Origin of the sequence: Thauera sp. WH-2, from assembly GCF_048321015.1 — a bacterium.
In the GTDB taxonomy this organism is placed as follows: Bacteria; Pseudomonadota; Gammaproteobacteria; order Burkholderiales; family Rhodocyclaceae; genus Thauera.
Genome location: NZ_JBLWFG010000001.1, coordinates 773,226 through 797,670, shown reverse-complemented (window position 1 = coordinate 797,670; position 24,445 = coordinate 773,226). Strand labels below are relative to the sequence as shown.

Sequence of the window (24,445 nt, the reverse complement as noted above, 5' to 3'; positions counted from 1 at the left end):
CAGCCGTCCTTCAGCCCGACGTCGCGAAAGCGGCGCATCTTCCGGAAGATTTCATGACACGCAGCAGGCGCGCTGGCCGCAAGGCCGGCGACAGCGGGGCTGGTCCCCTTTCAGTAGTTTCCGCCACCGCCGCGGACGAGGCCGGGATGACGAACCGAACGGTGGCTGAGCTCGCGGGGCTTCGCCGCCGGTTCGCATCCATGCTGTACGAATCCATGCTGCTGCTCGGCGTGCTGGCGCTTACCTTCCTCGTGCCCTACCTGATCCTCGGTCCGGTCACCGGATTCACGCCGCCGGGATGGATGCTTTGGATTCACGTGTTCCTGGTGCTCGGCGTCTATTTCGTCTGGTACTGGCGGCGGGGCGGGCAGACGCTGGCGATGCAGACCTGGCGGTTGAAGATCGTTGCCGCGGATGGACAGGGCGCGAGTCTCGGACGCTGCTGGCTGCGCTACGCCCTGGCCTGGCCCTCGGTGCTCCTGCTGGGCTTCGGCTTGCTGTGGGCGCTGATCGACCGTGAGCGCCAGTTCCTCCACGACCGACTTGCCGGCACCTGCATCGTTTTACTCTCGCAGCAGCCCAAGACCTGAACTGCGTCACCGCCGCGAAGCCCCCGGGGCTGCGGGCGGCTTCGCGATTGCTGCATCCCCCCTAGTTGCGCCTCGAAGCGCCGACGGAGAAAGAATGAAAACCGAACAATCCCCAAGCATCCAGCGCGCTGATTACCAGCCGTTGTCGTGGACGGTCGAGTCCGTCGATCTGCACTTCTGCCTCCACGCCGAGGCCACCGTCGTCACCAACCGCATGCACTGCGTGCGCAATCGCGCGGCCGTCGACGGGCCGATTCGCCTCTGGGGGGAGGATCTGGAGCGCCTGTCGATCACCGTGGATGGTGCGCCGGCGCAGGTGTTGCGCGAGGACGGCACGCTGATCGAGATCGCGGCGGAAGGCGAGCGCGCCGTCGTGGAGGTGCAGACCCGCATCAACCCGAAGGCCAACACCACGCTGTCGGGGCTCTACCTGTCGAATGGCGGCTTCTTTACCCAGTGTGAGGCCGAAGGCTTCCGCCGCATCACCTGCTTTCCCGACCGTCCGGATGTGATGGCGCGCTTCACCGTCACGCTCGAGGCCGACCGTGCGAGCTGCCCGGTCCTGCTGTCCAATGGCAACCTCGTCGAACAGGGCGAACTGCCTGGCGGCCGCCACTACGCGAAGTGGGAAGATCCGTTCCCGAAGCCGTCCTACCTGTTCGCGCTGGTCGCTGCCGACCTCGTCGCGCTCGAGCGAAAGGTCGAAACCATGTCCGGCCGCGAGGTGCTGCTGCAGGTGTGGGTGGAGGCGGGCAACCTCGACCGCGTCGAGCATGCGATGGACTCGCTCGTCCATTCGATGCGCTGGGACGAGGAGACCTTCGGCCTGGAGCTTGACCTCGACCGCTTCATGATCGTCGCCGTGGCCGACTTCAACATGGGGGCGATGGAGAACAAGGGCCTGAACATCTTCAACACCAAGTTCATTCTCGCCAAGCCCGACACCGCCACCGACGTCGATTACGAGCACATCGAGAGCGTGGTGGCGCACGAGTACTTCCACAACTGGACCGGCAACCGCGTCACCTGCCGCGACTGGTTCCAGCTCACGCTGAAGGAGGGGCTGACGGTCTTCCGCGACCAGCAGTTCTCGGCCGACATGCTGGGGAGGATGGCAAATGAGGCCGCCGGTCCCGAGGGCGCTGCCTCTGCGCGCGCGGTCAAGCGCATCGATGACGTGCGCGTGCTGCGTGCCGCACAGTTCCCCGAGGATGCGGGGCCGATGGCGCACCCGATCCGCCCGGACAGTTATCAAGAGATCAACAACTTCTACACCGCTACGGTGTATGAGAAGGGCGCGGAAGTCATCCGCATGCTGCACACCCTGCTGGGTCCCGAGGGTTTCCGGAACGGCATGGATCTCTACTTCAGCTACCACGATGGTCAGGCCGTGACCTGCGACGATTTCGTCGAGGTGATGTCCGAGGCCAACAACGGCTTCGATCTCGACCAGTTCATGCGCTGGTACAGCCAGGCCGGCACCCCGCGGGTGAAGGCCAGCGGGCAATGGAATGCCGCCGACGGCAGCTACACGCTGACGCTGGCTCAGAGCACGCCTGCCACGCCGGGCCAGCATGCCAAACTGCCGCTGATGATTCCATTCGCGGCCGGCCTCATCGGACCGGACGGGCGCGACTGCCCGCTGCAACTCGAGGGCGAGTCCCAGCCGGGCGCCACGACGCGCGTGCTCAAGCTCACCGAGGAGTCGCAGACCTTCCGCTTCGTCGGCCTGCCGGCCGAGCCCGTGCCCTCGCTGCTGCGCGGCTTCTCGGCACCGGTGATCCTCGAGCTGGACGAGGACGATGCGCGCCTCGCCTTCCGCATGGCGCACGATGCCGATCCCTGCAACCGCTGGGATGCCGCACAGCGCTACGCCGAGCGCGTCGCGCTGGCGATGGCGGCCGACCCATCGGCTGGGGTGCCGCCCGCCTTCCTCGACGCCTTCCGCGCCCTGCTCGGCAATCCCGCGCTGGAGCCCGCCTTCCGCGCGCAGGCGCTGGCCCTGCCAGGCGAGGCCTATCTGCTCGAGCGCATGAAACCGGCCGATCCGCTGGCGCTGCGGTCGGCGCTCGTGCGCCTCATGCGCACGCTGGGGGCGTCGCTCGCGGCTGAATGGCTCGCGACCTGCGAGTCGATGCAGGTATCCGGCCCGTATCGTTACCATCCTGCCGATGCGGGCCGCCGCGCGCTTGCGAACCTGGCGCTGCGCTACCTCGCGGCGGCGGGGAACGCCCAAGGGCTGGCGCTCGCACAGGCCCGCTTCGAAGCCGCGACCAACATGACCGAGCGTTTCGGCGCGCTCGCTGCGCTGGTGCAGAGCACGAACCCGGCGCGTGCCTTGGCGCTGCGTGCCTTCCACGAGCGTCATCGGGACGATGCGCTGGTGCTCGACAAGTGGTTCGCGCTGCAGGCCGGGGCATGGCGCTGGAGTGACGAGGCGGAGCCGACCCTCGTCCGTGTACGCGCTCTGCTCGAAGATCCTGCCTTCAGCCTGTCGAACCCGAACAAGGTCTATGCCTTGCTCGGTACGTTCTTCCGCGCCAACCCGGGCGAGTTCCACGCGGCCGATGGCAGTGGCCATGCGTTCTGGGCCGACCAGGTGATCGCGCTCGACAGCCGCAATCCGCAAGTGGCCTCGCGCATGGCGCGGGCGCTGGAGAACTGGCGCCACTTCACGCCGGCGCTGCAGGCCAGCATCCGACCGCAACTCGAGCGCGTGCTCGCGGCGCCGGGACTGTCCGTCGATGTAGCCGAGATCGTCGGCAAGGCACTGCAGGCTTGACCTGTGGCCGTGCGCCCTAGCCAGGGCGCATGGTCCGGAATGCCAGAACGCCGGACACCCTCCTCGGGTGATCCGGCGTTCCTGTGTCTGCGACAACGTCCCTGTCCCGCGTGCGCGGGGCAGGCTCACTCGGCGGCGAGATCGCCCGCGATGTAGCTCTCGAGCTGCTTGATGGTCTTTTCCTGCTGGGTAACGATGGATTTGACCATGTCGCCGATGGTGACGATGCCGAGCACCTTGCCGTCCTCGACCACCGGAATGTGGCGGAAGCGCTTGGCTGTCATGGTCGCCATCACCGTGTCCGCGGTCTGCATCGTGTCGATGGTGTAGGGGTTCTTCGTCATCAGGTCGCCAACCTTGACGTCGCGTGAGACCAAGCCCTTGAGCACCACCTTACGGGCATAGTCGCGCTCGGTGAAGATGCCGACCAGTTTCTCGTGCTCGATCACCAGTACGCTGCCGATGTCGTGCTGCGCCATCAGCGACAGCGCGTCGAACACCGAGTCGGTCGGGCGCACGGACTGGAAGGCTGCGCCTTTCTGATCGAGGATCTGCTTGACTGTCGTGTTCATTCTGTTGCTCCCCCTTCTTTGTTGGCGAGCGTGCCCCGCCATGCGGAGCGGCCCGGTTCTTCAGGTGATCTGGTTTTAACCATAACTGCTGGTGCGCGCAAGAGTGGGCGAACCCTTATCGCATCCGCCCGCTCAGATTTCGAGGTTGTCGATGAGGCGTGTGCGCCCAAGCTTGGCGGCGGCGAGCACCACCAATGGGTCGTCCATGTGCGCGGGCGGCTGCAGGTCGATGCGACGACGCACCGCGATATAGTCGGGTTCCCAGCCCGCCGCCGCCAGCTGCGCCACGGCCTCGGTTTCGAGCTTGAGAAGGTCGTGGTCGCCCGCGCGTACGGCGTCACGGATGCCGCACAGCAGTCGGTAGAGCAGCGGCGCGCGCGCGCGTTCTTCGGCGCTCAGGTAGCCATTGCGCGAGGAGAGTGCGAGGCCGTCGTCGGCACGTACCGTCTCGCCAGGCAGCACTTCGACCGGCATCGCCATCTCGCGCACCATGTTCGACAGCACCATCAGCTGCTGATAATCCTTCTTGCCGAACAGCGCGATGTCGGGCTGAACGATGTTGAGCAGCTTCAGTACGACGGTGGCGACGCCGCTGAAGTGGCCGGGGCGGAACTCGCCCTCGAGGATGGAGACTTGCGCCGGCGCAGGTTCGACGTAATAGCGTTGCGGTTGCGGGTACATCACCTTTTCGTCGGGTGCGAACACATGGGCTACGCCGGCCGCCTGCAGTTTCTCGCAGTCGGCGGCGAAGGTGCGCGGATAACGCTCGAAATCCTCGCCGGCGCCGAATTGCAGTCGGTTGACGAAGATGCTGGCGATCACGCAATCGGCGTGCTCGCCGGCCTGGCGCATGAGCGCGATGTGACCCTCGTGCAGGTTGCCCATGGTGGGCACGAAGGCGACCTTGCCGGCCTGGGCGCGTGCAGCGCGCACGCTCTCGATGGTGTCGTGGATCTGCATGGGTGAAGGCTCGCGAAGGGGATGCCGGCGGGCGGCTCAGTAGCAGTGCTCGGCGGCGGGGAAGCTGCCGTCCTTGACCGCGGCGACGTAGCGCCCGACGGCGTCCTCGATGCTTGCCGCCCCTTCCATGAAGTTGCGCACGAAGCGTGCGGTCTTGCCGTGGAACACGCCGATCATGTCGTGCAGTACCAGCACCTGGCCGTCACAGTCCGGCCCGGCGCCGATGCCGATCGTCGCCATGTTCTTCAGGCTGGCCGTGATCTCGCCGGCCAGTGCAGCAGGTACCATTTCCATGACCATCAGCGCGGCGCCCGCCTGTTCGAGCGCGAGCGCGTCGGCCTTGAGCCGGGCGGCTCCTTCCTCGCTGCGACCCTGCACACGGTAGCCGCCGAGTTGATGTACCGCCTGAGGTGTGAGACCGATGTGCGCACACACCGGCACGCCCCGCTCGACCAGAAAGCGGATGGTCTCGGCCATGAACTCGCCCCCCTCGAGCTTGAGCATCTGGGCGCCGGCCGCCATCAGGCGGGTCGCGTTGCGCATGGCCTGCTCGCGGCTCTCATGGTAAGTGCCGAAGGGCATGTCCGTGATGATCAGCGGGCGCGCGTCGGCGCGCGCGACGCATTCGGTGTGGTAGGCCATGTGCTCGAGCGTTACCGGCAGGGTGGACTTCTGCCCCTGCAGTACGTTGCCGAGCGAGTCGCCAATGAGGATGCAATCGATCCCCGCGCGCCCGAGCAGTGCCGCGAAGCTCGCGTCATAGCCGGTGAGCATGGCGATCTTGTGGCCCTCGGCGCGCATCTTGCCGAGTTCGAAGAGGGTGACGGGCTTCTGGTCCTGAAGGTAGCTCATTCATGACTCCTGGTGGGGGGCGCAGTGTTTCACCAAACGCCTGCCGGGTACAAGCGCAGGCGGCGATGCGCAATCACGTGGGGATAGGGGGCGCCGGCAAGGTTCAGTCTGCGTAGCCGAAGAATTCACGGTAGCTGCGCATCTCGCGCAGGCGTTCGAGCAGCATCTCGAAGTCCTCGTCGCGGTCGACCGGATTCAGTCGGCCATTGTCGACGATGAAGAGCGGTGCTGCGTCGTATTGGTAGAAATAGCGCGTGTAGCGCTCGGCCACCTGGTGAAGGTAGGTTTCGGTGATCCGTCGTTCGGCCTCGAGGCCGCGCTTGTGGATGCGGCCGAGCAGGGTGTCCGGTCGCGCCTGGAGGTAGATGACGAGGTCGGGTCGGGGGGCGTTGACGGGCTGCAGCGTGTCGTGCACGCGCTGGTAGAGCGCGAGTTCGCTCTCGGCGAGGTTCTGCTCGGCGAACAGGCGGTCCTTGTCGAAGAGGAAATCCGCGACCACCCTGCGTTCCCCCTCGATCGGCCCCAGCCCGGCGAGCTGGTCGATGCGCTGGAAGAGAAAGGAGAGCTGGGTTGCCATGCCCCAGCGTTCGGGTTGCTGGTAGAAGCGCCCGAGAAAGGGGTTGCGTTCGGCCTGCTCGAGCAGGGTTTCGGCCTGCAGGCGCTCGGCCAGGCGCTTCGCGAGCGAAGTCTTGCCGGCTCCGATCGGACCTTCGACGACGATGTATCGGGCTTTGTCGAGCATGCGTGCGTGGCTTCTCGTCCGCCTCAGCTGCGGAAAATGAAGTAGACCGCCCCGAGCATACACAAGGCGGCCCACAGATAGTCAAGCTTGATGGGCTGCTTCATGTAGAGGATGACGAAGGGCACGAACACCAGCAGCGTGATGACCTCCTGCATGATCTTGAGTTGCGCGAGGCTGAGCGCGGTGGCGCCGATGCGGTTGGCCGGAACCTGAAGCAGGTATTCGAACAGGGCGATGCCCCAGCTTACCAGCGCGGCCACGTACCATGCCTTGCCCTGCATGTTCTTCAGGTGGCCGTACCAGGCGAAAGTCATGAACACGTTGGAGGCGGTGAGCAGCAGCGCGGTCTGGAGCCAGACGGGGTTGGCTGTGAAGGACGTGGTGGCGGAGTGGAGCCAGGCGGGCATGATCAGCGCGAAGCCTCGGGTGAAGCGGCGGACGGGGCGGGCAGGAGGGGGTAGGTCTGCAGCGAGTATGCTGCGGCTGGGGCCGACCGCGCGCTCAAACGCGGGTGGGTGAGGTGTCCGGCATGCGTTCGATGGCCTGGTCGGCCACTGCCGGGAGCAGCTCGGTGACTGCGCCGAGCCCGGGGATCACCGCGTCGGGCGCGATCTCGGCCAGGGGCAGCAGGGTGAAGGCGCGCAGATGCATGCGCGGGTGGGGCACCTGCAGGCCGTGCTCCTCGATGATTTCCCCTCCGTAGAGCAGCAGGTCCAGATCCATGGTGCGGGGCGACATGTGGAAGGCGCGTGTGCGACCGCCTTCGCGCTCGATCCCGAGCAGTGCGTCGAGCAGGGCGCGCGCCGCCAGCGTCGTTTCGAGCGCGATCACGGCGTTGATGTAGTCCGGCTGGCCGTCGACCCCGACGGGCGCGCTGCGGTACAGCGAGGAGTACGCCACTACGCGGACCCCGGGCAGGGCGCCCAGGCGTGCGAGGGCCAACGAGAACGCGCTCGCAGGGTCGCCCAGGTTGGCGCCGAAGGCGACGAAGGCGCGTGTGGCGTTGGACATGCGGTGAGGGGTCAGGCGTTGTCCGCGGGCGTGGCCTGTGCGCTGGCGCCGGCGGCTGGCTTGCGCTTGCGACGACGGCGCTTCTTCGCTGCAGGGGAGGCCTCGGCGGGCGCCTGGTGAATCAGCGCCTCGCGCTCGTCATGGCCGGCATGGGCAAAGCGGTCCCACCAGTCCACGATCTCCATCGGAATCTCGCCCGCTTGCGCGCGCAGGCGCAGGAAGTCCCAGCCTGCGCGGTAGCGGGGCTGCTCGATGAGGCGGTAGGGCGTCTTGCCGGCGCGCTTGTCGAAGCGCGGCTGCAGGGCCCAGATGTCCTTGATGTCACCGGCGATGCGCCGGGTGATCGCCAGCTTGCCGGCCTGGGCGTCGAGTACCTCGTCCATGGCTTCAAAGAGCGCCGGCTGGCTGTGTTCCCCAACCGCTTTCTTATGTTCCCAGGCCTTCAGCACCTCATGCCAGAGCAGGGTGGAGAACAGGAAGCCCGGCGAGACGGACTTGTCCTGGCGCACGCGCTGGTCGGTGTTCTCCAGCGCCAGGGTGACGAAACGCTCGCCCATGGGCTGCTCGAGGATCACGTCCAGCAGGGGTAGCAGGCCGTGGTGCAGGCCTTCGCCGCGCAGCTGCTGCAGGCACTTCATCGAGTGACCGGAGAACAGCAGCTTGAGCATCTCGTCGAACAGGCGCGCGGCGGGCACGTTTTCGAGTAGCGGCCCCATCTCGCGGATCGGCTGGCGTGCTGCGGGGTCGATGGAGAGGCCGAGCTTGGCCGCCAGTCGCACCGCACGCAGCATGCGCACCGGGTCCTCGCGGTAGCGGGTACGCGGGTCGCCGATCATGCGCAGCGTCTTCTGCTGGATGTCGGCCACGCCGTGGTGGTAATCGACGATGGTTTCGGTGCCGGGGTCGTAATACAGGGCGTTGACGGTGAAGTCGCGGCGGGTGGCGTCTTCTTCCTGGCTGCCGAAGACGTTGTCACGCAGTACGCGACCGTGTTCATCGGTCTCGGCGGTTTCGGCGTCCTGGCTGGCGCGGAAGGTGGAGACCTCGATCGTCTCCGGCCCGCTCATCACGTGAACGATCTTGAAGCGACGCCCGATGATGCGTGAGCGGCGGAAGGCGCCGCGGACTTCCTCGGGCGTAGCGCTGGTGGCCACGTCGTAATCCTTCGGGGTCTGGCCGATCAGCAGGTCGCGCACCGCGCCGCCCACGACGAAAGCCTTGAAGCCCTTCTCCTGCAGAACTGCGCAGACCTTGCGCGCGGCGGGGGAAAGTTGCTCGCGGCGGATGCCGTGGCGTTCGACGGGGATCAGGGCGGGTTCACGGCGTATGGCGCCGCCCGGGCGCTTGAAGACCTTGCGCAGCAGCTTGCGGATCATCTCGAGAGGGGGTGTTCTTGCATAAGCACGCAATGATAACCGAAGCATTCGCCCCGGCGCGGTGCAGGATCGGCTTTGATCGGTGGAATCGCGCGCGGCGGAGCTGCCGGGCGCGGTCGAGCGACTGCGCCCACGGCGTGATTCAGCGCAGCGAGATCACCGGCCAGCCTGCGCGGGTGGCGTGCGCGTGCAGGGTGTCGTCCGGGTCGACGGCGACCGGGTTGGTGACGCGCCCCATCAGCGGCAGGTCGTTGTGGGAGTCGCTGTAGAACCAGCTCCGACTGAAGCTGCCAAGGTGCAGGCCGAGGGACTCCAGCCAGCTTTCCACGCGCTCGATCTTGCCGGCCTTGAAGGCAGGCATGCCGCGCGGTTTGCCGGTGAAGATGCCGCCTTCCTGTGCGGGGATCGTGGCGACCAGGTGCGGGATGCCGAACTCGCGCACGATCGGTCCGGTGACGAAGGCGTTGGTGGCGGTGACAACGGCCACGATGGCGCCGTCGTCCAGGTGTTCGCGCACCAGCTTGCGCGCCTTGGGCATCATCATCGGGCGCACTGACTTCTCCATGAACTCGATGTGCCAGGCGTCGAGCTGTTCGCGCGCGTGGCGGGCGAGCGGGGCGAGCTGGAAGTCGAGGAACTCGAAGATGTCGAGGGTGCCGGCCTTGTACTGCTCGTAGAACTCGATGTTTTTCGCTTCCTGGACTTCACGGTCGAGCACGCCCTTGCCGATGAGGAACTGCGCCCAGGCGAAGTCGGAGTCGCCGGCGAGCAGGGTGTTGTCGAGATCGAAAAGGACGAGATTCACGTTGTGGCTCCGTAAAGAGTGTCGGGTGCAGGGTGTCGGGTGCGAAAGGAGGCGGGAGGGAGGGGCGCAGGCAGAGACGCTGGCGGCGTCTGGCCGGGCATGCTCAGATCTCCAGCCCGTGCTGCATCATTTCGCGCAGCAGGGGGAGGGTGATCGCGCGCTTGCGCTCGAGCGAGACGGTATCCAGGGCATCGAGCACCGTGCGCAGGCTGGCCAGGTCGCGGCGTCCGTGGCGCAGCAGAAAGTCCACCACTTCGTCGGCCAGGCGCAGCCCTCGCCGTTCGGCGAGCGCGGCGAGGATGGCAGCACGTGCGTCGTCGTCCAGCGCCTTGACCTCGTAGATCAGGCTCTGGCCGACACGGGTGCGCAGGTCCTCGCGCAGCGCGAGCCCAAGCGGTGCGATCGGTCCCGAGAGCAGCAGCGACTGGCCGTTGCCGCGGGCGCGGTTGAAGGCGTTGAACAGTGCGATCTGCGCCGGCGGGGGGAGCGCGTCGATGTCGTCGATTGCAAGCAGCGCATCTGGCGTTTCGGGCAGAGCGTCGTCCACGTCTTGTGCACCCAGCAGGTGCGCGGGCCGGCCGTGGCTGCGGGCCATGGCGGCAGTGGCGCGCAGCAGATGGCTGCGACCGCAGGCAGGTTCGCCCCACAGGTAGAGGTGGGGGACGGGGAGCTGGACGGCCGTGCCCGGCTCGGCCAGCAGCGACAGCGTGGCCACCAGCTCGGCATTGGCGCCTGCGACGAAGTTCTCCAGTGTGGGCGGGGCGTCGGGGCGGATGTCGAGGAGAAGCTGTTTCATCGCGCGCCCGCGTCTCCTGTCGGAGGGGATTCCGGCGGCGTGTCCCTGCCGAGGTACACGGGGCTGCTCAGCCATGCGCCCTGGACTTCTCGCAGTCCGACCAGCAGGGCAGCACTCACGGGCAGGGCGACGAGCACGCCGACGAAGCCGAATAACTGCCCGAACGCCATCAACGAGAAGATCACCGCGAGCGGGTGCAGGCCGATGCGTTCCCCGACCAGGTAGGGCGTGAGGAGGAAGCTCTCGACCATCTGCCCCAGGCCGTATACCGCCGCCACGCCGATCAGCGGCGGCCATCCCTCCGCCTGCAGCACGGCCGCCACGATCGCGAGGATCAGCCCGCCTCCGAAACCCACGTAGGGGATGAACACCAGCAGACCCGTGAGCACGCCCACCGGCAACGCGAACTTGAGCCCGGCCAGCCACAGACCGACGCTGTAGAACACGGCGAGCAGCATCATGACCGACAGCTGTCCGCGCAGGAACTCGGACATCACCGAGTCGATGTCCTGAAGGATGCGCATCGTGCGCGCCAGCCAGGGGCGGGGCACGATGCGCCGGAGTGCGTCCAGGATGTGCGGCCACTCTTGCAGGAGATAGAACATCACCAGCGGGATCAGGAACAGGTTGGCGAGGAATCCAAGCAATGCCATGCCGCCCGTCTTCAGGTGGCCCAGAACGACGGGCACGATGTCCTGTGCGCTGGTCCAGTTCTCCGCGACGAGTGCACGGAACTGCGCTGCATCGAGCTGCGCCTCGATCCCGAGTCGCGACTGCAGCAAGGGGGCGATCTGCGCGTTGTACATTTCAACCAGATCCGGTAGTCGGCGCACCAGCAGCAGGCCTTCCCGGTAGACCATCGGCACCAGAATCAGGGCGAGCGCGATCAGTAGCAGTCCGAGGCCGATGATCACCAGCAGCACGGCGATTGCACGAGGAACGCGGCGCGCCACCATCCAGTTCACGGCCGGGTCGCAGATATAGGCGAACACGCCGGCGATCACGAACGGGGTGAGGATGGGGCCGAGCAGCCAGAACAGGCCCAGGATCGCCAGGCCGGCCGCGGCCCAGGCGAAGGTTTGCAGGCGATCGGCGCGAGGTGAGTTCATTTCAAGTAAAATCGCGGACTTGGCGCGGGACAAAACGGCCCGCGAAACACGTAAATGTAGCCACTTGGCGTTGCGGCCTCAAGCACGGCCGGCCGCCAGGCGGCTCCGATCCTGCATCCAGCGAGCCCAAAGGAACGATCTTGAGCGATTACCATCCAGCCCCTCTTGAACCCCAGGCGCCCCTGTCGTACCGCGACGCGGGGGTGGACATCGAAGCCGGTGACGCGCTGGTCGATCGCATCAAGCCGATGGCCAAGCGGACCATGCGCCCCGAGGTGCTGGGCGGCATCGGCGGCTTTGGCGCGCTGTTTGAGCTGTCGAAGAAGTACAAGGAGCCGGTGCTCGTGTCCGGCACCGATGGCGTCGGCACCAAGCTCAAGCTGGCCTTCCAGCTGAACAAGCACGACACCGTAGGTCAGGACCTGGTGGCGATGAGCGTGAACGACATCCTGGTGCAGGGTGCCGAGCCGCTGTTCTTCCTTGATTACTTCGCCTGCGGCAAGCTCGACGTGGATGCTGCGGCGGACGTGGTCAGCGGCATCGCGCGTGGTTGCGAGCTTGCAGGTTGCGCACTGATCGGTGGGGAGACGGCCGAGATGCCCGGCATGTACCCGGAGGGCGAGTACGACCTGGCCGGTTTCGCGGTGGGTGCGGTGGAGAAGGCCGACATCATCGACGGCAGCAGGATCGTGCCGGGCGACGTGGTGCTGGGGCTGGCTTCCAGCGGTGCGCACTCCAACGGCTACTCGCTGATCCGCAAGATCCTCGAGCGCACGGGGACCGACATGGACGCGCCTTTTCATGGCCGGGCCTTCCGCGACGTGGTGATGGCGCCCACCCGCATCTACGTGAAGCCGATGCTGGCGCTCATGCAGGCGATGCCTGGCGTGGTCAAGGGCATGGCCCATATCACCGGCGGCGGCATCACCGAGAATGTTCCCCGCATCCTGCGCGACGAGCTCACTGCCCGGATCGATGTCGAGTCGTGGTCTCTGCCGCCACTCTTCCAGTGGCTGCAGATGGCCGGCCGTGTGGCGGAAGACGAGATGTACCGTGTGTTCAACTGCGGCATCGGCATGGTGGTGATCGTGTCGGCGCAGGATGCCGATGCTGTGATGCAGAAGCTGGAGGCAGAAGGCGAGACGGTGTATCGCATCGGCCGCATTGATGCCCGCCGCGAAGGTGAGGCCCAGACCATCGTCGGCTGACGACCGTGTTGGCCGGGCACCTGCGGGCGCCCGGCTTCCCCGTCCTGCTGGCGCGGAACTGGGGTGCGTGGATCAGGACGATGCAGGCGGGGCGGGAAGCGGTGCCGTCATGACGCGGTTGCGTCCAGCCTGCTTGGCGCGGTACATCGCACCATCCGCGCGTTTCAGGGCACTTTCGAGTGCCTCGCCGTCGGCGACCGGGGTTACGCCTGCGCTGAAGGTGATCACCACCTTCTGCTGGTCGGCCATGAAGAACTCGCGCGTCAGTTCGCGCTGCAGGCGCACGAGCGCCTGTTGCGCAGCGTCGTTGCCGGTTTCGGGCAACAGGATGACGAACTCCTCGCCACCGAAGCGCGCCAGCACGTCCTGGGGACGAAGGTGCTGGCGCACCACCCGTGCCAGATGGATGAGCGCTTCGTCGCCGGTCCGATGTCCGTGGGAGTCGTTGAGCTTCTTGAAGTGGTCGATGTCCAGCAGCGCGACGGCGAGCTTCGAGCGGTGGCGTGCGGCACGCGCGGCCTCGGTGTGGAACATCTCTTCCAGCCCACGCCGGTTCAGGGCGCCGGTGAGCTGGTCGTGGCGCATCAGCCGGCTGGCTTCCTCCAGCTCGGCTTGCAACGTGGAAATGCGCTGCTCGGCCTTGCCTGCCTGCTCGCGTGCCGCAATCAGCTCGTCACGTGAACGGCGGGCCTCTTCCTGAATGCTCCGTGTTTCCGTCATTACCTCGTCGAGCAGCGGGCCGATCTCGGTGATGTCCTGTGCCTTTGCGATGCGCTGTGCGCAGTTGCCGATGCGGTCGTGGTAGGTGCCGGTGCTTTCGGCGAACTGAGCGAGCTGGTCGACGAAGCCGGCCAGCATGTCGCGCAGGTGGCGCTGGGTTTCGGCCAATGAGTGCTTGAGCTGACTCTGCTTGAAGATCAGATCCTTCAGCCTGCGCCCCGCGTCGTCCAGCTGGCGTGGGTCCGGTCTGCCTTCGACGACCTCGCGCAGCATTTCGATCTGGCCGCTGAGCCATTTGTCATCGAACACGAGCTCGTCGATGTTGCGCAACAGCAGCCGCAGGAGCTCAAGTAGCCCTTGGTTTACCTCTTCGTCGTCGAGCGCAGCGGACTCGATCTCACCGACGAAGGCCCGCAGCGCCAGGCTGAAACTCCGGAGCTCGCTCGCATTGTTGCGGCCTTCAAGCTCACGGGCGAGCGCGCGTGCTTTCTGCTGCAGTTCGGGGTGTTCGTGCAACAGCGGAGGAATGGCCTGCTTGAGGCTCTGTTCCAGTAGCGCGCGCAACTCGGCGCTCGCCTCGGTCGCAATCCCGCAGGGGGCGGTGCTGGAGGGGGCTGCCGCAGTCGTGGCTTCGGCGGGCGGGCTGCCGGCTGCGTCGCCGTCGGGGAGTGGTTCGACGGCCTCGTCCTGTGCCGTGTTCGATTGGCTCCAGCCCCTGACCAGCCCCTGGAGGCGGTTGAAGAGGGTGGCGGGGTCCGAGGCGTTGAGCACGCGCTCGAGCGATTCCCGCTTGCGTGCAGTCGTCCACCCGCTGTGTCGCGTTTCCCATTGGCGCAGCAGGCCCGTGATGAGCTCGTTCCACGCCGGCTGCTCGGCCAGCTTCAGCCCGTCGAGGTAGCGTCCCAGCGCGGCCTCGATCGCGGCGGGTTTCCCTGCGGTAAGTGCCTGGTCCAGTTCGCGGGCGTTGCGATGGCGCTCGGCGCTGTCGCGTGGGAGGCGCGCTGCGAGCCGGCGCATGAAGGCTTCGGGCAGGATGTCCTCGTCCGCTTCCGTGCCGGAGATCTCGTGGTAGAGCTTGCAATAGTTGTCTGGAGTTGGTGCCACGCGGCGCATAGCCAGCTGGCGAAGTGCTTCACGCGCGATCTCGGACGGGTTGCTGAAGGTGGACATGAGCTTGTGGGAAGAGGGGCGAGATGGCACGGGCCGGCCAATCGCTGCCGACACACGCTGCGGTGGATCAACGCGGGAATTATACGGGGCTTCCCGGGACTGGCGTGGTAGTTCGTCCCGTCCTCCGGGGAGCTTGCATGGACTTTTTCTCGGTTTGATATCGCTCAAGTTAGACATTAATCAAAAGCTGATATTGAGCGGCGGCGTAAAATTTCGCTTGTAACCGGAGTTCCTTGGAGGAGACAGAGATGAATGGACGAACATCGGGGTGGCGCCATTGGCTGGGCGCCACCATCATCATGGTAGCCAGCACCATGGCAATCGGGGCGCCCGCGGCGGGCGACATACCGGTGGCCGCTTCAGGTGGCAAGCCGCAGAGTACGGCGGACCACAGCAAGTTCAAGGAGCTTCAGGGGCCATTCAATAGTGGACCGGAGGTGACGAAGGCCTGTCTGGCCTGTCACAACGAGGCCAGTCACCAGGTCATGAAGAGCGTGCACTGGACCTGGGAAACCATTAGCCCCACCACCGGGAAGAAGCTTGGCAAGCAGCATGCCGCCAACAACTTCTGCGGCTCCATCCTTTCCAACGAGCCGCGCTGCACGAGTTGCCACGCCGGCTACGACTGGAAGGACAAGAACTACGACTTCTCCAACGAAGAGAACGTCGACTGCCTCGCCTGTCACGACACCACGGCCACCTACAAGAAAGTGCCGACGGATGCAGGCCACCCCCTCTACGAGCCGCGAGAGATGCCCAAGGGCAGCGGCAAGATCGTTCAGCCGCCCGATCTGACCAAGGTCGCGCAGAACGTGGGCAAGCCCGGGCGCGAGAACTGTGGCGCGTGCCACTTCAACGGCGGCGGCGGCGACGCGGTCAAGCATGGCGACCTCGATACTTCGCTGATCGATCCGCATCGCGATGTGGATGTGCACATGGCCAAGGATGGTGCCAACCTCGACTGTGCCGACTGCCACACCTTCAACGCGCACCAGCCTTCCGGCAGCCGCTACGCTGCGACCGCGAAGGACGTGAAGGGTCTGGACATGAAGCATGAGGACCACAATCGCGCCACCTGTGAGTCGTGCCACGACCTCACCCCGCATGAGGATCAGCGTCTTAACCATCACGCCAACCGCGTGGCTTGCCAGACCTGCCACATCCCCGAGTTCGCCCGTGGCGGCATCCCCACCAAGACCTTGTGGGACTGGTCGACGGCCGGTAAACGTGACGAGAACGGCAAGGGGCTGTTCATCAAGGACGATCATGGCCACCTGAGCTACTCGGCTGACAAGGGCGACTTCGAGTACGGCGAGAACGTGCGGCCCACCTACAAGTGGTACAACGGCGTCGTGCATCAGGTCGCGATCACCGACAAGATCGATGACTCCAAGATCCTTGAACTGAATCGCGTCGAGGGCTCCGCAAGCGACCCGAGTGCACGCATCTGGCCGTTCAAGGTCATGGTCGGCAAGCAACCGTACGACCCGGTGAACAAGACGCTGGTGGTCAACCACGTCTATGGCAAGGATGACGCGGCGTTCTGGGGCAACTGGGACTACGAGAAGTCGATCAAGTTTGGCATGGAGTACGCTGGCCTGCCCTACAGCGGTCAGTTCGATTTCATCGAGACGCGGATGAACTGGTTCATCACGCACATGGTGGCGCCAAAGGAGAAGGCTGTGCAGTGCCAGGAGTGCCATACCCGCTCCGAAGAAGGCCGCCTGAACGAGATCACCGACATCTATCTGCCGGGCCGCGACCGTAACGGCTGGGTGGATCTGCTCGGCGGTCTGGCCATTATTGGCGCGATTGGCGCCGGCTCCATCCACGGCATTGCCCGTATCCTCACCCGTCGCAAGAGGCACTGAAAATGAGTGAGAACCGAATCTACATCTACAAGCGTTATGAGCGTTTCTGGCACTGGTCGCAGGCGCTGCTGATCATCGTGATGATGATCACCGGCTTCGAGATCCATGGCAGCTACAGCCTGATGGGCTTCAAGGATGCCGTCGACCTGCACACGCTCGCCGCCTGGACCCTGCTGACGATCTGGGCCTTCACGATCTTCTGGCAGTTCACCACCGGTGAGTGGCGTCAGTATCTGCCTTCGATGCGGAACGTCGGGGCGATGGTGCTCTACTACACGGTGGGGATCTTCAAGGACATGCCGCACCCGTTCCGCAAGACGGTGGTGCAGAAGCACAACCCGCTGCAGCGCCTGGCTTACCTCGCTCTGCTGGCGTTCATCTCGCCGGTAATCTGGGGCTCAGGGCTGCTGTACCTGTTCTACGGCAACTGGGCGCAGCTCGGGCTGGACAAGTACTTCACGCTCGAGACGGTGGCCATCGTGCATACGGCCGGCGCATTCATGATCACGGCGTTCTTCTTCATCCACGTGTACCTGACCACGACCGGGCACACGGTCTTCGCGCACGTCAAGGCGATGATCACTGGCTGGGAAGAAATAGATGAGCATCACGCCCCTGCCAATAGTGGCAAGGCTCCCGCAGGCAAAGTCTGAGCGCATCTCTTGCTTGCCCGACGCCCCGCGGCTGGTCAGCGCGGGGCGTCCTCGTCTGGAAGCTCGTAACGGTCGGCAATGTAAGCCGGCCCCTTCATCACGAATATGATGAAGGCGTAGATTGCGACGACCGCGATTACGGTCCAGTGCAGAACCACGGCTGCGATCACCCAGATGTCAATCATCTGCAGCGAGCGCAGGGTTTCGTTGCTGTCGTCGCCCCACCACATCAGGCGTGCAAGCAAGGAAATAGAGATGCATGCAGCCGTACCCGCGAGTGCGATCAACGGTAGCCGGCGTAATATCTTGCGCTCCAGGCCTGCGGGTTCGGTCCGCGAGCCCGGTAAGCGGCGCCAGCGTTCTCTCATGATCTGCTCCTGATTCGATCGACAACTCGGCTGTGGGCGCCGAACGCACATCGACCGCCCGCCCGGACGCAGGGAGGGGGTGCTCGGGTTAGAATGCGGTCCCGATCGTCCCCATGCCACCGTACCCCACGTCTGTACTTCGCTCTATGCCTATTCAGACTTTTATACCGAATCCAGAGTTCTTGCAAAGATGACTTCAGAACAGATCGAGGCTGCTGCAGAGCAGCCGGCTTCCGCCGAGGCAGCTACGAGCGAACAGGTTCGAGCAAAGGTCGACCCGCGCGCGATGCTCAAGCGCCTTCAGGCCGAATCACCCACGTTTCGCGACTATCTGCCGCTGGCCCTGAAGATCGACACGGCCATCCTCGAACGCTTTCCTGACTTCGAGCGCAAGAACCTGCGCGTGGCCTTGCGTTTGCACACTGCTTCGACCAAATATTTGAAGTCGGTGGCGCGCGGCACTCACCGTCATGACCTGGATGGCCAGCCGGTGGGTGAGCTCACCGAGGAACACCGCACGCACGCTGCGACCACGCTCAAGGAGCGCTTTGCCGAGGTGGCACGCCAGCAGCGCGAGAAACGTGCGGCAGAAGAGGCCGAGCGCCGCCACGAGCAGAAACTGCAGCAGTTGGTCCAGAGATTTGGCCGTTAGGCCTCACGGGACCGATGCAGGTCGTGCTGGAGTGCGCCGGAGCGCACCAGCCATGCGCACGCTCCGGCTGCAACTGAGAGCGCAAGTGCGCCACCGGTGTGACCGGTGGCCAGTAAGAAACCGGCCAGCAGCCCAAGGGGCGTGATGATTCGTGCAAGTATTGCTTCCATGACGTCTTCCCCCGAACTGTAGCTTGGCAGTAACTGTATAAAAAAACAGTTATTGATGCAAGCAGATCGGATCCGCAAGCTTGCGCTATAATCCGGGCGCCTTGCCGGCATAGCTCAGTTGGTAGAGCAGCTGATTTGTAATCAGAAGGTCGTGGGTTCGATTCCTATTGCCGGCACCAGTTTTCTCCGAGCCTTGTGCGGCGCAAAAAAGATTGAAATTTGCGCACAACTCGTTTATAGTTCTGCTTCTCCGACGCGGGGTGGAGCAGTCTGGCAGCTCGTCGGGCTCATAACCCGAAGGTCGCAGGTTCAAATCCTGCCCCCGCAACCAAAAAAGTCATTAAAGCCAATCACCTAGCGGTGGTTGGCTTTTTTGCGTCTTGTGCGCCCTTGGGCGCCGTGCCCATCCCGTGCCCAAGGGGCTGACGCCGGTCTGAGCTGACAGTCCCGGCTTACGGTACTCGTGGCGTTCATTGCCTTGTCGCCACTCTTCCTCGCCGAGCCAGGGTGATGCCTGCGTAGGCCGATTGGCCCCCCTTTGGTTTCGCTATCCCTCGTGGCTGCGATCCGTGCTGGAGCGCTCGATGCCCGTCCCCCTATCGGGGACGTACTCGAGAACTGCGTTCAGTGCGCAGCCCGGATGCCCGCATCGTCCGTCCAGAACGCCGAACTCGAGGCGCTCCAGGGTCTCGTGAGAGAGGCGAGCCAGCGTTCCGCGGTTGATGGGGCAGCCCCCGGTTTGGGAGCGCGGTTTGGGAGCGCACTTGCCCGCGCGCCCACTCGCTGGCTTAGAATGCACGCTTTGCCGAAAGAACCGTCATGGCTACGGCCATGGAAGGCTTTCATCCTTGCAAGCGCATGGGGTGAAGATGAACAAGCCTTTCATTTCTCTGTGTCCCGAGATCACTCGGGCAGATGCACTGACCCTGATGGACTGGTTGGAAGACGAGTCCGTCACCTGCTACCTGAGCGATTCGCGCCACGTCTCCCGGTTCATTGAGCAGGTCGTCAATCGTGTCCAGCTGCCTATCCTGACGCATCTGTTCAACCAGGGGGGGCGGTTCTTCATGGCCTACGACCGGCATGATGCTCCGGTCGGTTTCGTACGTCTCGTCAAGACGGGCCCGACCTGCGAAATGGTCCTGGTCATCGGTAATCGCGACAACTGGGGCCGCAAACTCGGAGCCAGTGCCATCCGCGAAGCCATGAAGCTTGCCTTCTTCGAGATGCGGGCCGAAAAGATCATCGCCAAGATCCATGCGGACAACGCGCGTTCGCTGAAGGCATTCGAGCGCAGCGGCTTCCTGCTGGAAAGCCAGACGCCTACCCTGAAGTCTTTTGCCATGACCTTGGACCGATATCTGCGGTTCTTGCGCGAAAGCCCTGCAGAGCACGCCGCTGAGATCTACATCACCGAGATCGACAATACCCGGCTCAGAAGTCTGCTTGCGCTCGAGCACGCCTCAGATGTTTTCGAACTGGAGCACGAGATCGAGCGCGCCATCGTCGTCGATCCGCGTCAGGTGGCGCAGGATGTCGTCACCATGAATTCCAGGGCCCTGGTGCAGTTGGACGACGAGGAAGTGGAAGTGGCGCTGGTCTACCCGGAAGACGCGGATGACAGCGCTGGGAAACTGTCGGTTTGTTCCGGGATTGGCACTGCGATCCTGGGCTACCGGGAGGGAGATGCTTTCGACTGGCGAATGACGAACCGGACCCGGCGCGTTCGGATTGGAAAAGTGCTTTACCAGCCGGAGGCTGCTGGCGATTTCCATCTGTAGGTCAACACGCTGCGCGATCGCCGCCCTGCGAGAAGCCGGCGAGGATCACGCGTTCGCTCGGGAGGCCTCGGGTGGGTTCCCGGTCGAGTGAGGCGGGTGTCGATCGAGGTGCCGTCCTCAGAACAGTCGGCTCCGGGCAGCGTTTGGCGTTTCCTCGATCCTATGTCAGCCTTGGGACACGGTGGAGTCCACGAACGAGGGGTTCATGAAACGGAAGTGCATTGCGGCAGCCTTGACCAGCTTGGGTCTTTACGCTTCGAATGGCGCAGCAGTGGCCAGCACGGTGCAGGAGGACGTCTCGAGCGGCCGCGCATCGTTGCTGCTCATCGCCTTGTTTGCCGGGGTGGTGATTCTGATCGGAAAGACGGCGATCGGCATCGCAAAGAACAAGTTGGAAAAGGAAATCGCGGCCGAGAAGGAAAAGGCCGACCTCGAGGCGCGCAAGAGCACGTCACGGCAGGAGGGGTGAGGCCGATCGCGGCAGCACCTATAATGCGCGCCCTGCAACGAAACGCCCGATGCCGCCATGCGCCACAACCTGAAAGTCCCGTTTGCCGAGAAGGATGAGGCGAAGAAACTGGGCGCGCGCTGGGATGCCGTGCGCAAGCTCTGGTACATCGAGGGCAGCCTGGATAAGGCTTTGTTCGCGCGTTGGCAGCCAACGCAGCATGACCCCGCGGCGGCGGGTGTCTCGACCACCCCGCGACGTAGCGCGCCTGCAACCCCGATGAGCGAGGGTACGCTGCAGGTGGGGAGGCGCTTCGTGGTTCTGCCACGGGTGTGCGACTGCCTGCCGTGGGAGGACTGCGAGAAATGCCGGCTTCAGGCGTGGCCCGGTCCCGAGGGCGGGCGCTGAGCCCTGGAAGGGGCGGTGTCGACGTTTACGCCACGGGCCCGCCTCTGGCGCGGAATGAGCGGGCAGCCGAGGCCGCGGTGGGCGACGCGGTTTTCCGGCGGTGACCTATTCGTTCGGCGCAAACCCGTAGTACGAGCCGTAGGCAGAAGGATTTGGTGCGTAGGCAGCGACCTTGATCGCATCGGGTAGGCTTACCGTGTCGGTGAAGCCGTCGATGCCCCGCGTGTTCGCGAGCCATTTCGCTTCGACTTCCTCTTCGGTCATCCCGTCGAGCGCGAGGTTGCGGTCGAGGCGCTCCGAGCGGTACTCGAACGCGGTATCGTGAGCGATGAAAAGCGTGTGCGGGCAGGCGGTGATGCGGGTTTCATCGTGAGGGTCGGCGCCCATGACCCGCGTGCCACAGAACGGGCAATGGATGGGCGTGTAGTAGAAGGTCTTGAGTTCGGTTCGCTGAATGAGATGGGGCATGTCGCTCTCCTTGTACAGTTGAGGGGGCGGGTGGCCTGGCGCTTGCGGGCGTCGCAGTTCTCCGTAGCCTTAAAAGCAAAAGGCCCGACCGAAGTCGGGCCTCTGGGCGACCTGCGCCGGAGGCGCGGGCCGAACACGCTTAGCTGGCGCGAATGTTCGACGCTTGCAGGCCTTTGGGGCCGGTGGTCACGTCGAAGCTGACGCGCTGACCTTCTGCAAGGGTTTTGAAACCCTGGCCGGTGATGGCCGAGAAGTGCGCGAAAAGGTCTTCACCGCCCGCTTCCGGGGTGATGAAACCGAAGCCTTTGGAATCGTTGAACCACTTGACGGTACCTGTTGCCATGTCTTGAATCTCCTAAAAAATGGGGAAAGCCCCCTGAATGGGGCGAGCATCAAGACGGCGAGGTATGACTTGGGGGAATACGACCGAAAAATTCGGATATGCCAACAAATGAACTACACGACTTGAGTATCGCTGCGGCGCAGTATGGGCGAGATTCGATGATAAAGATAGTTTTATATTTTTATATTTTTGGCGGCCGCGACCATGGCGGCTATCCTGCGCAGCGTTTCTTCCACCGCAGGCACGGCTGCCTGCGGTGGAATACAGGCCCCCTGAGCGAGAACCGGATGACCGACCCCCAGCCCAACAACCCTTTGCACGGCCTCACCCTGGAGCGGATGCTGACCGAACTTGTGGACCGGCTCGGCTGGCCCGGGCTCGGCATGCGAATCAGCATCCGCTGCTTCAATCACGAGCCGAGCATCGCCTCCAGTCTCAAGTTTCTGCGCCGCACGCCGTGGGCGCGTGCGCAGGTAGAGGCGCTCTATCTCGATACGGTGCCGTCATCGAAGCGTTCGGCGCAGCGCGATTGTCGGCATCTTCCGGAGGGGCAGGGTTGATGCCTTGATCCCTGATCGACCGACACGAATTCCTGCGTCACGCGCGCTCCCAAAGAAATCGAGATGGCGGCCGTTTGAGCGGCTATATTGCTTCTAGAAGGTCCTGCAGCGGCCAAAAGGAGAGGCGTTGCCATGAACACCCGTCCGATCTTCCTCGTGCTCGCCGCGAGTTGGATTTCCCTGGCGGGCGCCACGACGATGGGGGCCGGGGATTGCAGCGCGCCGCAACCCCACACTGATCTGTCGCATTGCGACCTGTCGCACCGCAAGCTCGCGGGACTGAACCTCAGCGGTGTGAACCTGGCGGGGGTGATGCTCGACAATGCCGACCTGCGTGGCGCCAGGCTGTCCGGGGCGGACCTGCGCGGCAGCAGTGCGAAATGGGTGAACTTCGCCGGCGCCGACCTGCGCGAGGCGGATCTGCGCAAGGCGGATCTGTTCCATGCCACCTTGGATGACGCCAACCTCGAGGCGGCGCGCATGCAGGAGTCCAATCTCTTCGGCGCCAACCTGATCAACGCGCGCGCGGTGCGCGCCGATCTTTCCGGGGCGTACCTCAAGGATGTGCTGATGGAGGGCATCGACCTGTCGGGCGGGTCGATCCGTGGCTGCTATGCGTTCCGCGGCGTATTCACCGACGGACGGATGATCGGCACCGATCTGTCCGGCGCCGATCTCACCGGCGCGGCGATGGAGGATGTCGACTTCAGCGGCGCCAGCCTGCGCGAGACGAAGCTGCTTGGCGCCATGCTGCGGCGGGCGCGTTTCGGGCAGGCCGACCTCGCCGGTGCCGCGTTCACCAACGCCGACGTGTGGGATGCCGACTTCAGCGGCGCGATCAACCGTCCGCAGTCCGCCGAGGATGCGCTGATCGAGCCCTTCGTGGTGCGCGAGCGCCGCTGAGCGCCGGAGCGCCCAGCCCTAGGCCCCCTCTACCAGATTGCTTGGCCGGCCGGCGACGAAGTTCTCGATGTTGTCGATGAGCTGGTCGGCGAGCGTCTGCTGCGCCGCTTCCGAGGCCCAGGCCACGTGTGGCGTCAGGATCACGTTGGGGCGTGCGGCGATGCGCATCATTGGGCTGTCGGCGGCGGGGGGCTCGCCGTCGGTGACGTCGAAGCCGGCGCCCGCGATCAGCCCCTCGTCCAGGGCCCGCGCCAGCGCCTGCTCGTCGACCAGGCCGCCACGGGCGGTGTTGATCAGCAGCGGCCGCCGCGCCATGGTGCGGAACTCGGGCATCGCGATCATGCCGCGTGTCTCGGCGGTGAGCGGGCAGTGCAGGGTGATGATGTCGCTGCTGGCGAGCACCTCGTCCCAGGGCGTGTACAGGCGGCCGGGGCTGGGCCTGCCCTTGCGCGCGGCGAACAGCGGCTCCATGCCGAAGGCGCGCGCGATGTCCGCCACGCGCTGGCCCAGTATGCCTTCACCGATGATGCCCAGGCGCGCGCCGTGCAGGTCCCGCACCGGATGGTCGAAAAAGCAGAACTGCCCGGCGCGCTGCCAGGCGCCGGCGATCACGTCCTCGCGGTAGGCGATGAGGTTGCGCCGCAGCGCGAGCATCAGTGCGAAGGTGTGCTCGGGCACCGTATCGACCGCGTAGCCGCGGATGTTCGCCACTGCGATGCCGTGCGCGCGGCACCAGGCCTTGTCGACGCAGTCGGTGCCGGTTGCGGCGACCGCGATCAGGCGCAGTTCGGGCAGCTGCGCGAGCGCTTGGGCGTCGAGCGGCACCTTGTTGATGATCGCGATGCTGGCACCTTGCAGGCGCTCGACCACCTGCGCGGGCGGCGTGCCCGCGTGGAGGACCAGCTCATGCGGGAACGCGGGGGGGCGCAGGCGAATCTGCGGCGCGATGGTGGCGCGGTCGAGAAAGACGATCTTCTGCATGGCGGGTGTCCTGGTGGCGCGGCCGGGTCGGTGATGGGCGATGAAAGTGACGGAAGGAGGGGGCGGCGAAGCGGGAGCCAGCGCGAAGGATAAGCCACCGCGCCGGTGCCGCGGGACAAGGCCGGCCGCGAGCAGGTACAGTTCGC

The 24,445-nt window shown here is 65.0% G+C and carries 26 protein-coding genes and 2 tRNA genes; 13 read left to right on the top strand and 15 right to left on the bottom strand.

Going from position 1 to position 24,445, the window contains the following annotated elements:
* The first annotated feature begins 146 nt into the window (after positions 1-146).
* Positions 147-590, top strand: a complete 444-nt coding sequence (locus ACNKW1_RS03815) for an RDD family protein (RefSeq protein WP_418363254.1) — start codon at positions 147-149, stop codon at positions 588-590.
* Positions 591-684: 94 nt separating this feature from the next.
* Complete coding sequence (pepN, locus tag ACNKW1_RS03810) at positions 685-3,372, top strand: aminopeptidase N (protein WP_418363253.1); 2,688 nt, start codon at positions 685-687, stop codon at positions 3,370-3,372.
* Positions 3,373-3,497: 125 nt separating this feature from the next.
* On the opposite strand, the gene ACNKW1_RS03805 is transcribed toward pepN, so the two are convergent.
* The 10 genes from ACNKW1_RS03805 to ACNKW1_RS03760 form a co-directional block, all read right to left on the bottom strand.
* Positions 3,498-3,944: a CBS domain-containing protein gene (locus ACNKW1_RS03805; RefSeq protein WP_418363252.1), complete on the bottom strand. Its 447-nt coding sequence runs from the start codon at positions 3,942-3,944 to the stop codon at positions 3,498-3,500.
* Positions 3,945-4,076: 132 nt separating this feature from the next.
* On the bottom strand, positions 4,077-4,904 hold the full coding sequence (gene panC, locus ACNKW1_RS03800) for a pantoate--beta-alanine ligase (protein WP_418363251.1): 828 nt from the start codon (positions 4,902-4,904) through the stop codon (positions 4,077-4,079).
* Positions 4,905-4,940: 36 nt separating this feature from the next.
* On the bottom strand, positions 4,941-5,756 hold the full coding sequence (gene panB / locus ACNKW1_RS03795) for a 3-methyl-2-oxobutanoate hydroxymethyltransferase (protein ID WP_418363250.1): 816 nt from the start codon (positions 5,754-5,756) through the stop codon (positions 4,941-4,943).
* Positions 5,757-5,859: 103 nt separating this feature from the next.
* The gene (locus ACNKW1_RS03790; protein ID WP_418363249.1) at positions 5,860-6,498 is read right to left on the bottom strand and encodes a deoxynucleoside kinase; all 639 of its coding nucleotides are present in this window, start codon (positions 6,496-6,498) and stop codon (positions 5,860-5,862) included.
* Positions 6,499-6,521: 23 nt separating this feature from the next.
* Positions 6,522-6,905 (bottom strand): DMT family protein, encoded by a 384-nt coding sequence (locus tag ACNKW1_RS03785; protein WP_418363248.1) that lies wholly within the window; start codon positions 6,903-6,905, stop codon positions 6,522-6,524.
* 94 nt (positions 6,906-6,999) lie between these two features.
* Positions 7,000-7,509, bottom strand: coding sequence for a 2-amino-4-hydroxy-6-hydroxymethyldihydropteridine diphosphokinase (gene folK / locus ACNKW1_RS03780; RefSeq protein WP_418363247.1), 510 nt, complete (start codon positions 7,507-7,509; stop codon positions 7,000-7,002).
* A gap of 11 nt (positions 7,510-7,520) precedes the next feature.
* Positions 7,521-8,885, bottom strand: coding sequence for a polynucleotide adenylyltransferase PcnB (pcnB, locus tag ACNKW1_RS03775; protein ID WP_418363246.1), 1,365 nt, complete (start codon positions 8,883-8,885; stop codon positions 7,521-7,523).
* 142 nt (positions 8,886-9,027) lie between these two features.
* Positions 9,028-9,690 carry an HAD family hydrolase gene (locus ACNKW1_RS03770; protein ID WP_418363245.1) on the bottom strand — a complete coding sequence of 221 codons (663 nt, stop codon included), beginning with the start codon at positions 9,688-9,690 and terminating at the stop codon, positions 9,028-9,030.
* Positions 9,691-9,793: 103 nt separating this feature from the next.
* The gene (hda, locus tag ACNKW1_RS03765) at positions 9,794-10,486 is read right to left on the bottom strand and encodes a DnaA regulatory inactivator Hda (protein WP_418363244.1); all 693 of its coding nucleotides are present in this window, start codon (positions 10,484-10,486) and stop codon (positions 9,794-9,796) included.
* Positions 10,483-11,595: an AI-2E family transporter gene (locus tag ACNKW1_RS03760; protein ID WP_418363243.1), complete on the bottom strand. Its 1,113-nt coding sequence runs from the start codon at positions 11,593-11,595 to the stop codon at positions 10,483-10,485. Before ACNKW1_RS03760 ends, hda begins: the two co-directional genes overlap by 4 nt.
* A gap of 140 nt (positions 11,596-11,735) precedes the next feature.
* Between ACNKW1_RS03760 and purM the strand changes: the two genes are divergently transcribed.
* Complete coding sequence (gene purM, locus ACNKW1_RS03755; RefSeq protein WP_418363242.1) at positions 11,736-12,803, top strand: phosphoribosylformylglycinamidine cyclo-ligase; 1,068 nt, start codon at positions 11,736-11,738, stop codon at positions 12,801-12,803.
* 72 nt (positions 12,804-12,875) lie between these two features.
* Here purM and ACNKW1_RS03750 read toward each other — a convergent pair whose 3' ends face one another.
* Positions 12,876-14,693 (bottom strand): diguanylate cyclase, encoded by a 1,818-nt coding sequence (locus tag ACNKW1_RS03750; RefSeq protein WP_418363241.1) that lies wholly within the window; start codon positions 14,691-14,693, stop codon positions 12,876-12,878.
* Positions 14,694-14,941: 248 nt separating this feature from the next.
* Between ACNKW1_RS03750 and ACNKW1_RS03745 the strand changes: the two genes are divergently transcribed.
* Together ACNKW1_RS03745 and ACNKW1_RS03740 are read left to right on the top strand one after the other, a co-directional pair.
* Complete coding sequence (locus tag ACNKW1_RS03745; protein WP_418363240.1) at positions 14,942-16,564, top strand: tetrathionate reductase family octaheme c-type cytochrome; 1,623 nt, start codon at positions 14,942-14,944, stop codon at positions 16,562-16,564.
* 2 nt (positions 16,565-16,566) lie between these two features.
* Complete coding sequence (locus ACNKW1_RS03740; RefSeq protein ID WP_418363239.1) at positions 16,567-17,217, top strand: cytochrome b/b6 domain-containing protein; 651 nt, start codon at positions 16,567-16,569, stop codon at positions 17,215-17,217.
* A gap of 35 nt (positions 17,218-17,252) precedes the next feature.
* On the opposite strand, the gene ACNKW1_RS03735 is transcribed toward ACNKW1_RS03740, so the two are convergent.
* Positions 17,253-17,585 carry a hypothetical protein gene (locus ACNKW1_RS03735; RefSeq protein WP_418363238.1) on the bottom strand — a complete coding sequence of 111 codons (333 nt, stop codon included), beginning with the start codon at positions 17,583-17,585 and terminating at the stop codon, positions 17,253-17,255.
* A gap of 190 nt (positions 17,586-17,775) precedes the next feature.
* Between ACNKW1_RS03735 and ACNKW1_RS03730 the strand changes: the two genes are divergently transcribed.
* The 6 genes from ACNKW1_RS03730 to ACNKW1_RS03705 all read left to right on the top strand — a co-directional run bounded on the left by ACNKW1_RS03730 (position 17,776) and on the right by ACNKW1_RS03705 (position 21,044).
* On the top strand, positions 17,776-18,237 hold the full coding sequence (locus tag ACNKW1_RS03730; RefSeq protein ID WP_418363237.1) for a ProQ/FINO family protein: 462 nt from the start codon (positions 17,776-17,778) through the stop codon (positions 18,235-18,237).
* 273 nt (positions 18,238-18,510) lie between these two features.
* Positions 18,511-18,586, top strand: a tRNA-Thr gene (locus ACNKW1_RS03725).
* 75 nt (positions 18,587-18,661) lie between these two features.
* Positions 18,662-18,738: transfer RNA gene (locus ACNKW1_RS03720), tRNA-Met, on the top strand.
* Between the two features lie 538 nt (positions 18,739-19,276).
* Complete coding sequence (locus ACNKW1_RS03715) at positions 19,277-20,188, top strand: GNAT family N-acetyltransferase (protein ID WP_418363236.1); 912 nt, start codon at positions 19,277-19,279, stop codon at positions 20,186-20,188.
* Between the two features lie 271 nt (positions 20,189-20,459).
* The gene (locus ACNKW1_RS03710) at positions 20,460-20,657 is read left to right on the top strand and encodes a hypothetical protein (RefSeq protein ID WP_418363235.1); all 198 of its coding nucleotides are present in this window, start codon (positions 20,460-20,462) and stop codon (positions 20,655-20,657) included.
* A 57-nt stretch (positions 20,658-20,714) separates the two neighbouring features.
* A complete protein-coding gene (locus tag ACNKW1_RS03705; RefSeq protein WP_418363234.1) occupies positions 20,715-21,044 on the top strand; it encodes a DUF5710 domain-containing protein in 330 nt (109 codons plus the stop codon).
* Positions 21,045-21,149: 105 nt separating this feature from the next.
* Here ACNKW1_RS03705 and ACNKW1_RS03700 read toward each other — a convergent pair whose 3' ends face one another.
* Both ACNKW1_RS03700 and ACNKW1_RS03695 read right to left on the bottom strand, forming a co-directional pair.
* On the bottom strand, positions 21,150-21,512 hold the full coding sequence (locus ACNKW1_RS03700) for a hypothetical protein (RefSeq protein WP_418363233.1): 363 nt from the start codon (positions 21,510-21,512) through the stop codon (positions 21,150-21,152).
* A 139-nt stretch (positions 21,513-21,651) separates the two neighbouring features.
* The gene (locus ACNKW1_RS03695; RefSeq protein ID WP_418363232.1) at positions 21,652-21,855 is read right to left on the bottom strand and encodes a cold-shock protein; all 204 of its coding nucleotides are present in this window, start codon (positions 21,853-21,855) and stop codon (positions 21,652-21,654) included.
* A 287-nt stretch (positions 21,856-22,142) separates the two neighbouring features.
* On the opposite strand from ACNKW1_RS03695, the gene ACNKW1_RS03690 reads away from it, so the two are divergent.
* Positions 22,143-22,415 (top strand): VF530 family DNA-binding protein, encoded by a 273-nt coding sequence (locus tag ACNKW1_RS03690; RefSeq protein ID WP_418363359.1) that lies wholly within the window; start codon positions 22,143-22,145, stop codon positions 22,413-22,415.
* A gap of 132 nt (positions 22,416-22,547) precedes the next feature.
* Complete coding sequence (locus ACNKW1_RS03685) at positions 22,548-23,318, top strand: pentapeptide repeat-containing protein (protein ID WP_418363231.1); 771 nt, start codon at positions 22,548-22,550, stop codon at positions 23,316-23,318.
* Between the two features lie 18 nt (positions 23,319-23,336).
* On the opposite strand, the gene ACNKW1_RS03680 is transcribed toward ACNKW1_RS03685, so the two are convergent.
* Positions 23,337-24,299 carry a D-2-hydroxyacid dehydrogenase gene (locus tag ACNKW1_RS03680; RefSeq protein ID WP_418363230.1) on the bottom strand — a complete coding sequence of 321 codons (963 nt, stop codon included), beginning with the start codon at positions 24,297-24,299 and terminating at the stop codon, positions 23,337-23,339.
* Positions 24,300-24,445: the final 146 nt, after the last annotated feature.

What these genes read in the sequence shown, in the direction of transcription:
- ACNKW1_RS03815 (WP_418363254.1), top strand. Translation starts at nt 147, where the DNA reads ATGACGAACCGAACGGTGGCTGAGCTCGCGGGGCTTCGCCGCCGGTTC.
- pepN (WP_418363253.1), top strand. Translation starts at nt 685, where the DNA reads ATGAAAACCGAACAATCCCCAAGCATCCAGCGCGCTGATTACCAGCCG.
- ACNKW1_RS03805 (WP_418363252.1), bottom strand. Translation starts at nt 3,944, where the DNA reads ATGAACACGACAGTCAAGCAGATCCTCGATCAGAAAGGCGCAGCCTTC.
- panC (WP_418363251.1), bottom strand. Translation starts at nt 4,904, where the DNA reads ATGCAGATCCACGACACCATCGAGAGCGTGCGCGCTGCACGCGCCCAG.
- panB (WP_418363250.1), bottom strand. Translation starts at nt 5,756, where the DNA reads ATGAGCTACCTTCAGGACCAGAAGCCCGTCACCCTCTTCGAACTCGGC.
- ACNKW1_RS03790 (WP_418363249.1), bottom strand. Translation starts at nt 6,498, where the DNA reads ATGCTCGACAAAGCCCGATACATCGTCGTCGAAGGTCCGATCGGAGCC.
- ACNKW1_RS03785 (WP_418363248.1), bottom strand. Translation starts at nt 6,905, where the DNA reads ATGCCCGCCTGGCTCCACTCCGCCACCACGTCCTTCACAGCCAACCCC.
- folK (WP_418363247.1), bottom strand. Translation starts at nt 7,509, where the DNA reads ATGTCCAACGCCACACGCGCCTTCGTCGCCTTCGGCGCCAACCTGGGC.
- pcnB (WP_418363246.1), bottom strand. Translation starts at nt 8,885, where the DNA reads ATGATCCGCAAGCTGCTGCGCAAGGTCTTCAAGCGCCCGGGCGGCGCC.
- hda (WP_418363244.1), bottom strand. Translation starts at nt 10,486, where the DNA reads ATGAAACAGCTTCTCCTCGACATCCGCCCCGACGCCCCGCCCACACTG.
- ACNKW1_RS03760 (WP_418363243.1), bottom strand. Translation starts at nt 11,595, where the DNA reads ATGAACTCACCTCGCGCCGATCGCCTGCAAACCTTCGCCTGGGCCGCG.
- ACNKW1_RS03750 (WP_418363241.1), bottom strand. Translation starts at nt 14,693, where the DNA reads ATGTCCACCTTCAGCAACCCGTCCGAGATCGCGCGTGAAGCACTTCGC.
- ACNKW1_RS03745 (WP_418363240.1), top strand. Translation starts at nt 14,942, where the DNA reads ATGAATGGACGAACATCGGGGTGGCGCCATTGGCTGGGCGCCACCATC.
- ACNKW1_RS03740 (WP_418363239.1), top strand. Translation starts at nt 16,567, where the DNA reads ATGAGTGAGAACCGAATCTACATCTACAAGCGTTATGAGCGTTTCTGG.
- ACNKW1_RS03735 (WP_418363238.1), bottom strand. Translation starts at nt 17,585, where the DNA reads ATGAGAGAACGCTGGCGCCGCTTACCGGGCTCGCGGACCGAACCCGCA.
- ACNKW1_RS03730 (WP_418363237.1), top strand. Translation starts at nt 17,776, where the DNA reads ATGACTTCAGAACAGATCGAGGCTGCTGCAGAGCAGCCGGCTTCCGCC.
- ACNKW1_RS03715 (WP_418363236.1), top strand. Translation starts at nt 19,277, where the DNA reads ATGAACAAGCCTTTCATTTCTCTGTGTCCCGAGATCACTCGGGCAGAT.
- ACNKW1_RS03705 (WP_418363234.1), top strand. Translation starts at nt 20,715, where the DNA reads ATGCGCCACAACCTGAAAGTCCCGTTTGCCGAGAAGGATGAGGCGAAG.
- ACNKW1_RS03700 (WP_418363233.1), bottom strand. Translation starts at nt 21,512, where the DNA reads ATGCCCCATCTCATTCAGCGAACCGAACTCAAGACCTTCTACTACACG.
- ACNKW1_RS03695 (WP_418363232.1), bottom strand. Translation starts at nt 21,855, where the DNA reads ATGGCAACAGGTACCGTCAAGTGGTTCAACGATTCCAAAGGCTTCGGT.
- ACNKW1_RS03690 (WP_418363359.1), top strand. Translation starts at nt 22,143, where the DNA reads ATGACCGACCCCCAGCCCAACAACCCTTTGCACGGCCTCACCCTGGAG.
- ACNKW1_RS03685 (WP_418363231.1), top strand. Translation starts at nt 22,548, where the DNA reads ATGAACACCCGTCCGATCTTCCTCGTGCTCGCCGCGAGTTGGATTTCC.
- ACNKW1_RS03680 (WP_418363230.1), bottom strand. Translation starts at nt 24,299, where the DNA reads ATGCAGAAGATCGTCTTTCTCGACCGCGCCACCATCGCGCCGCAGATT.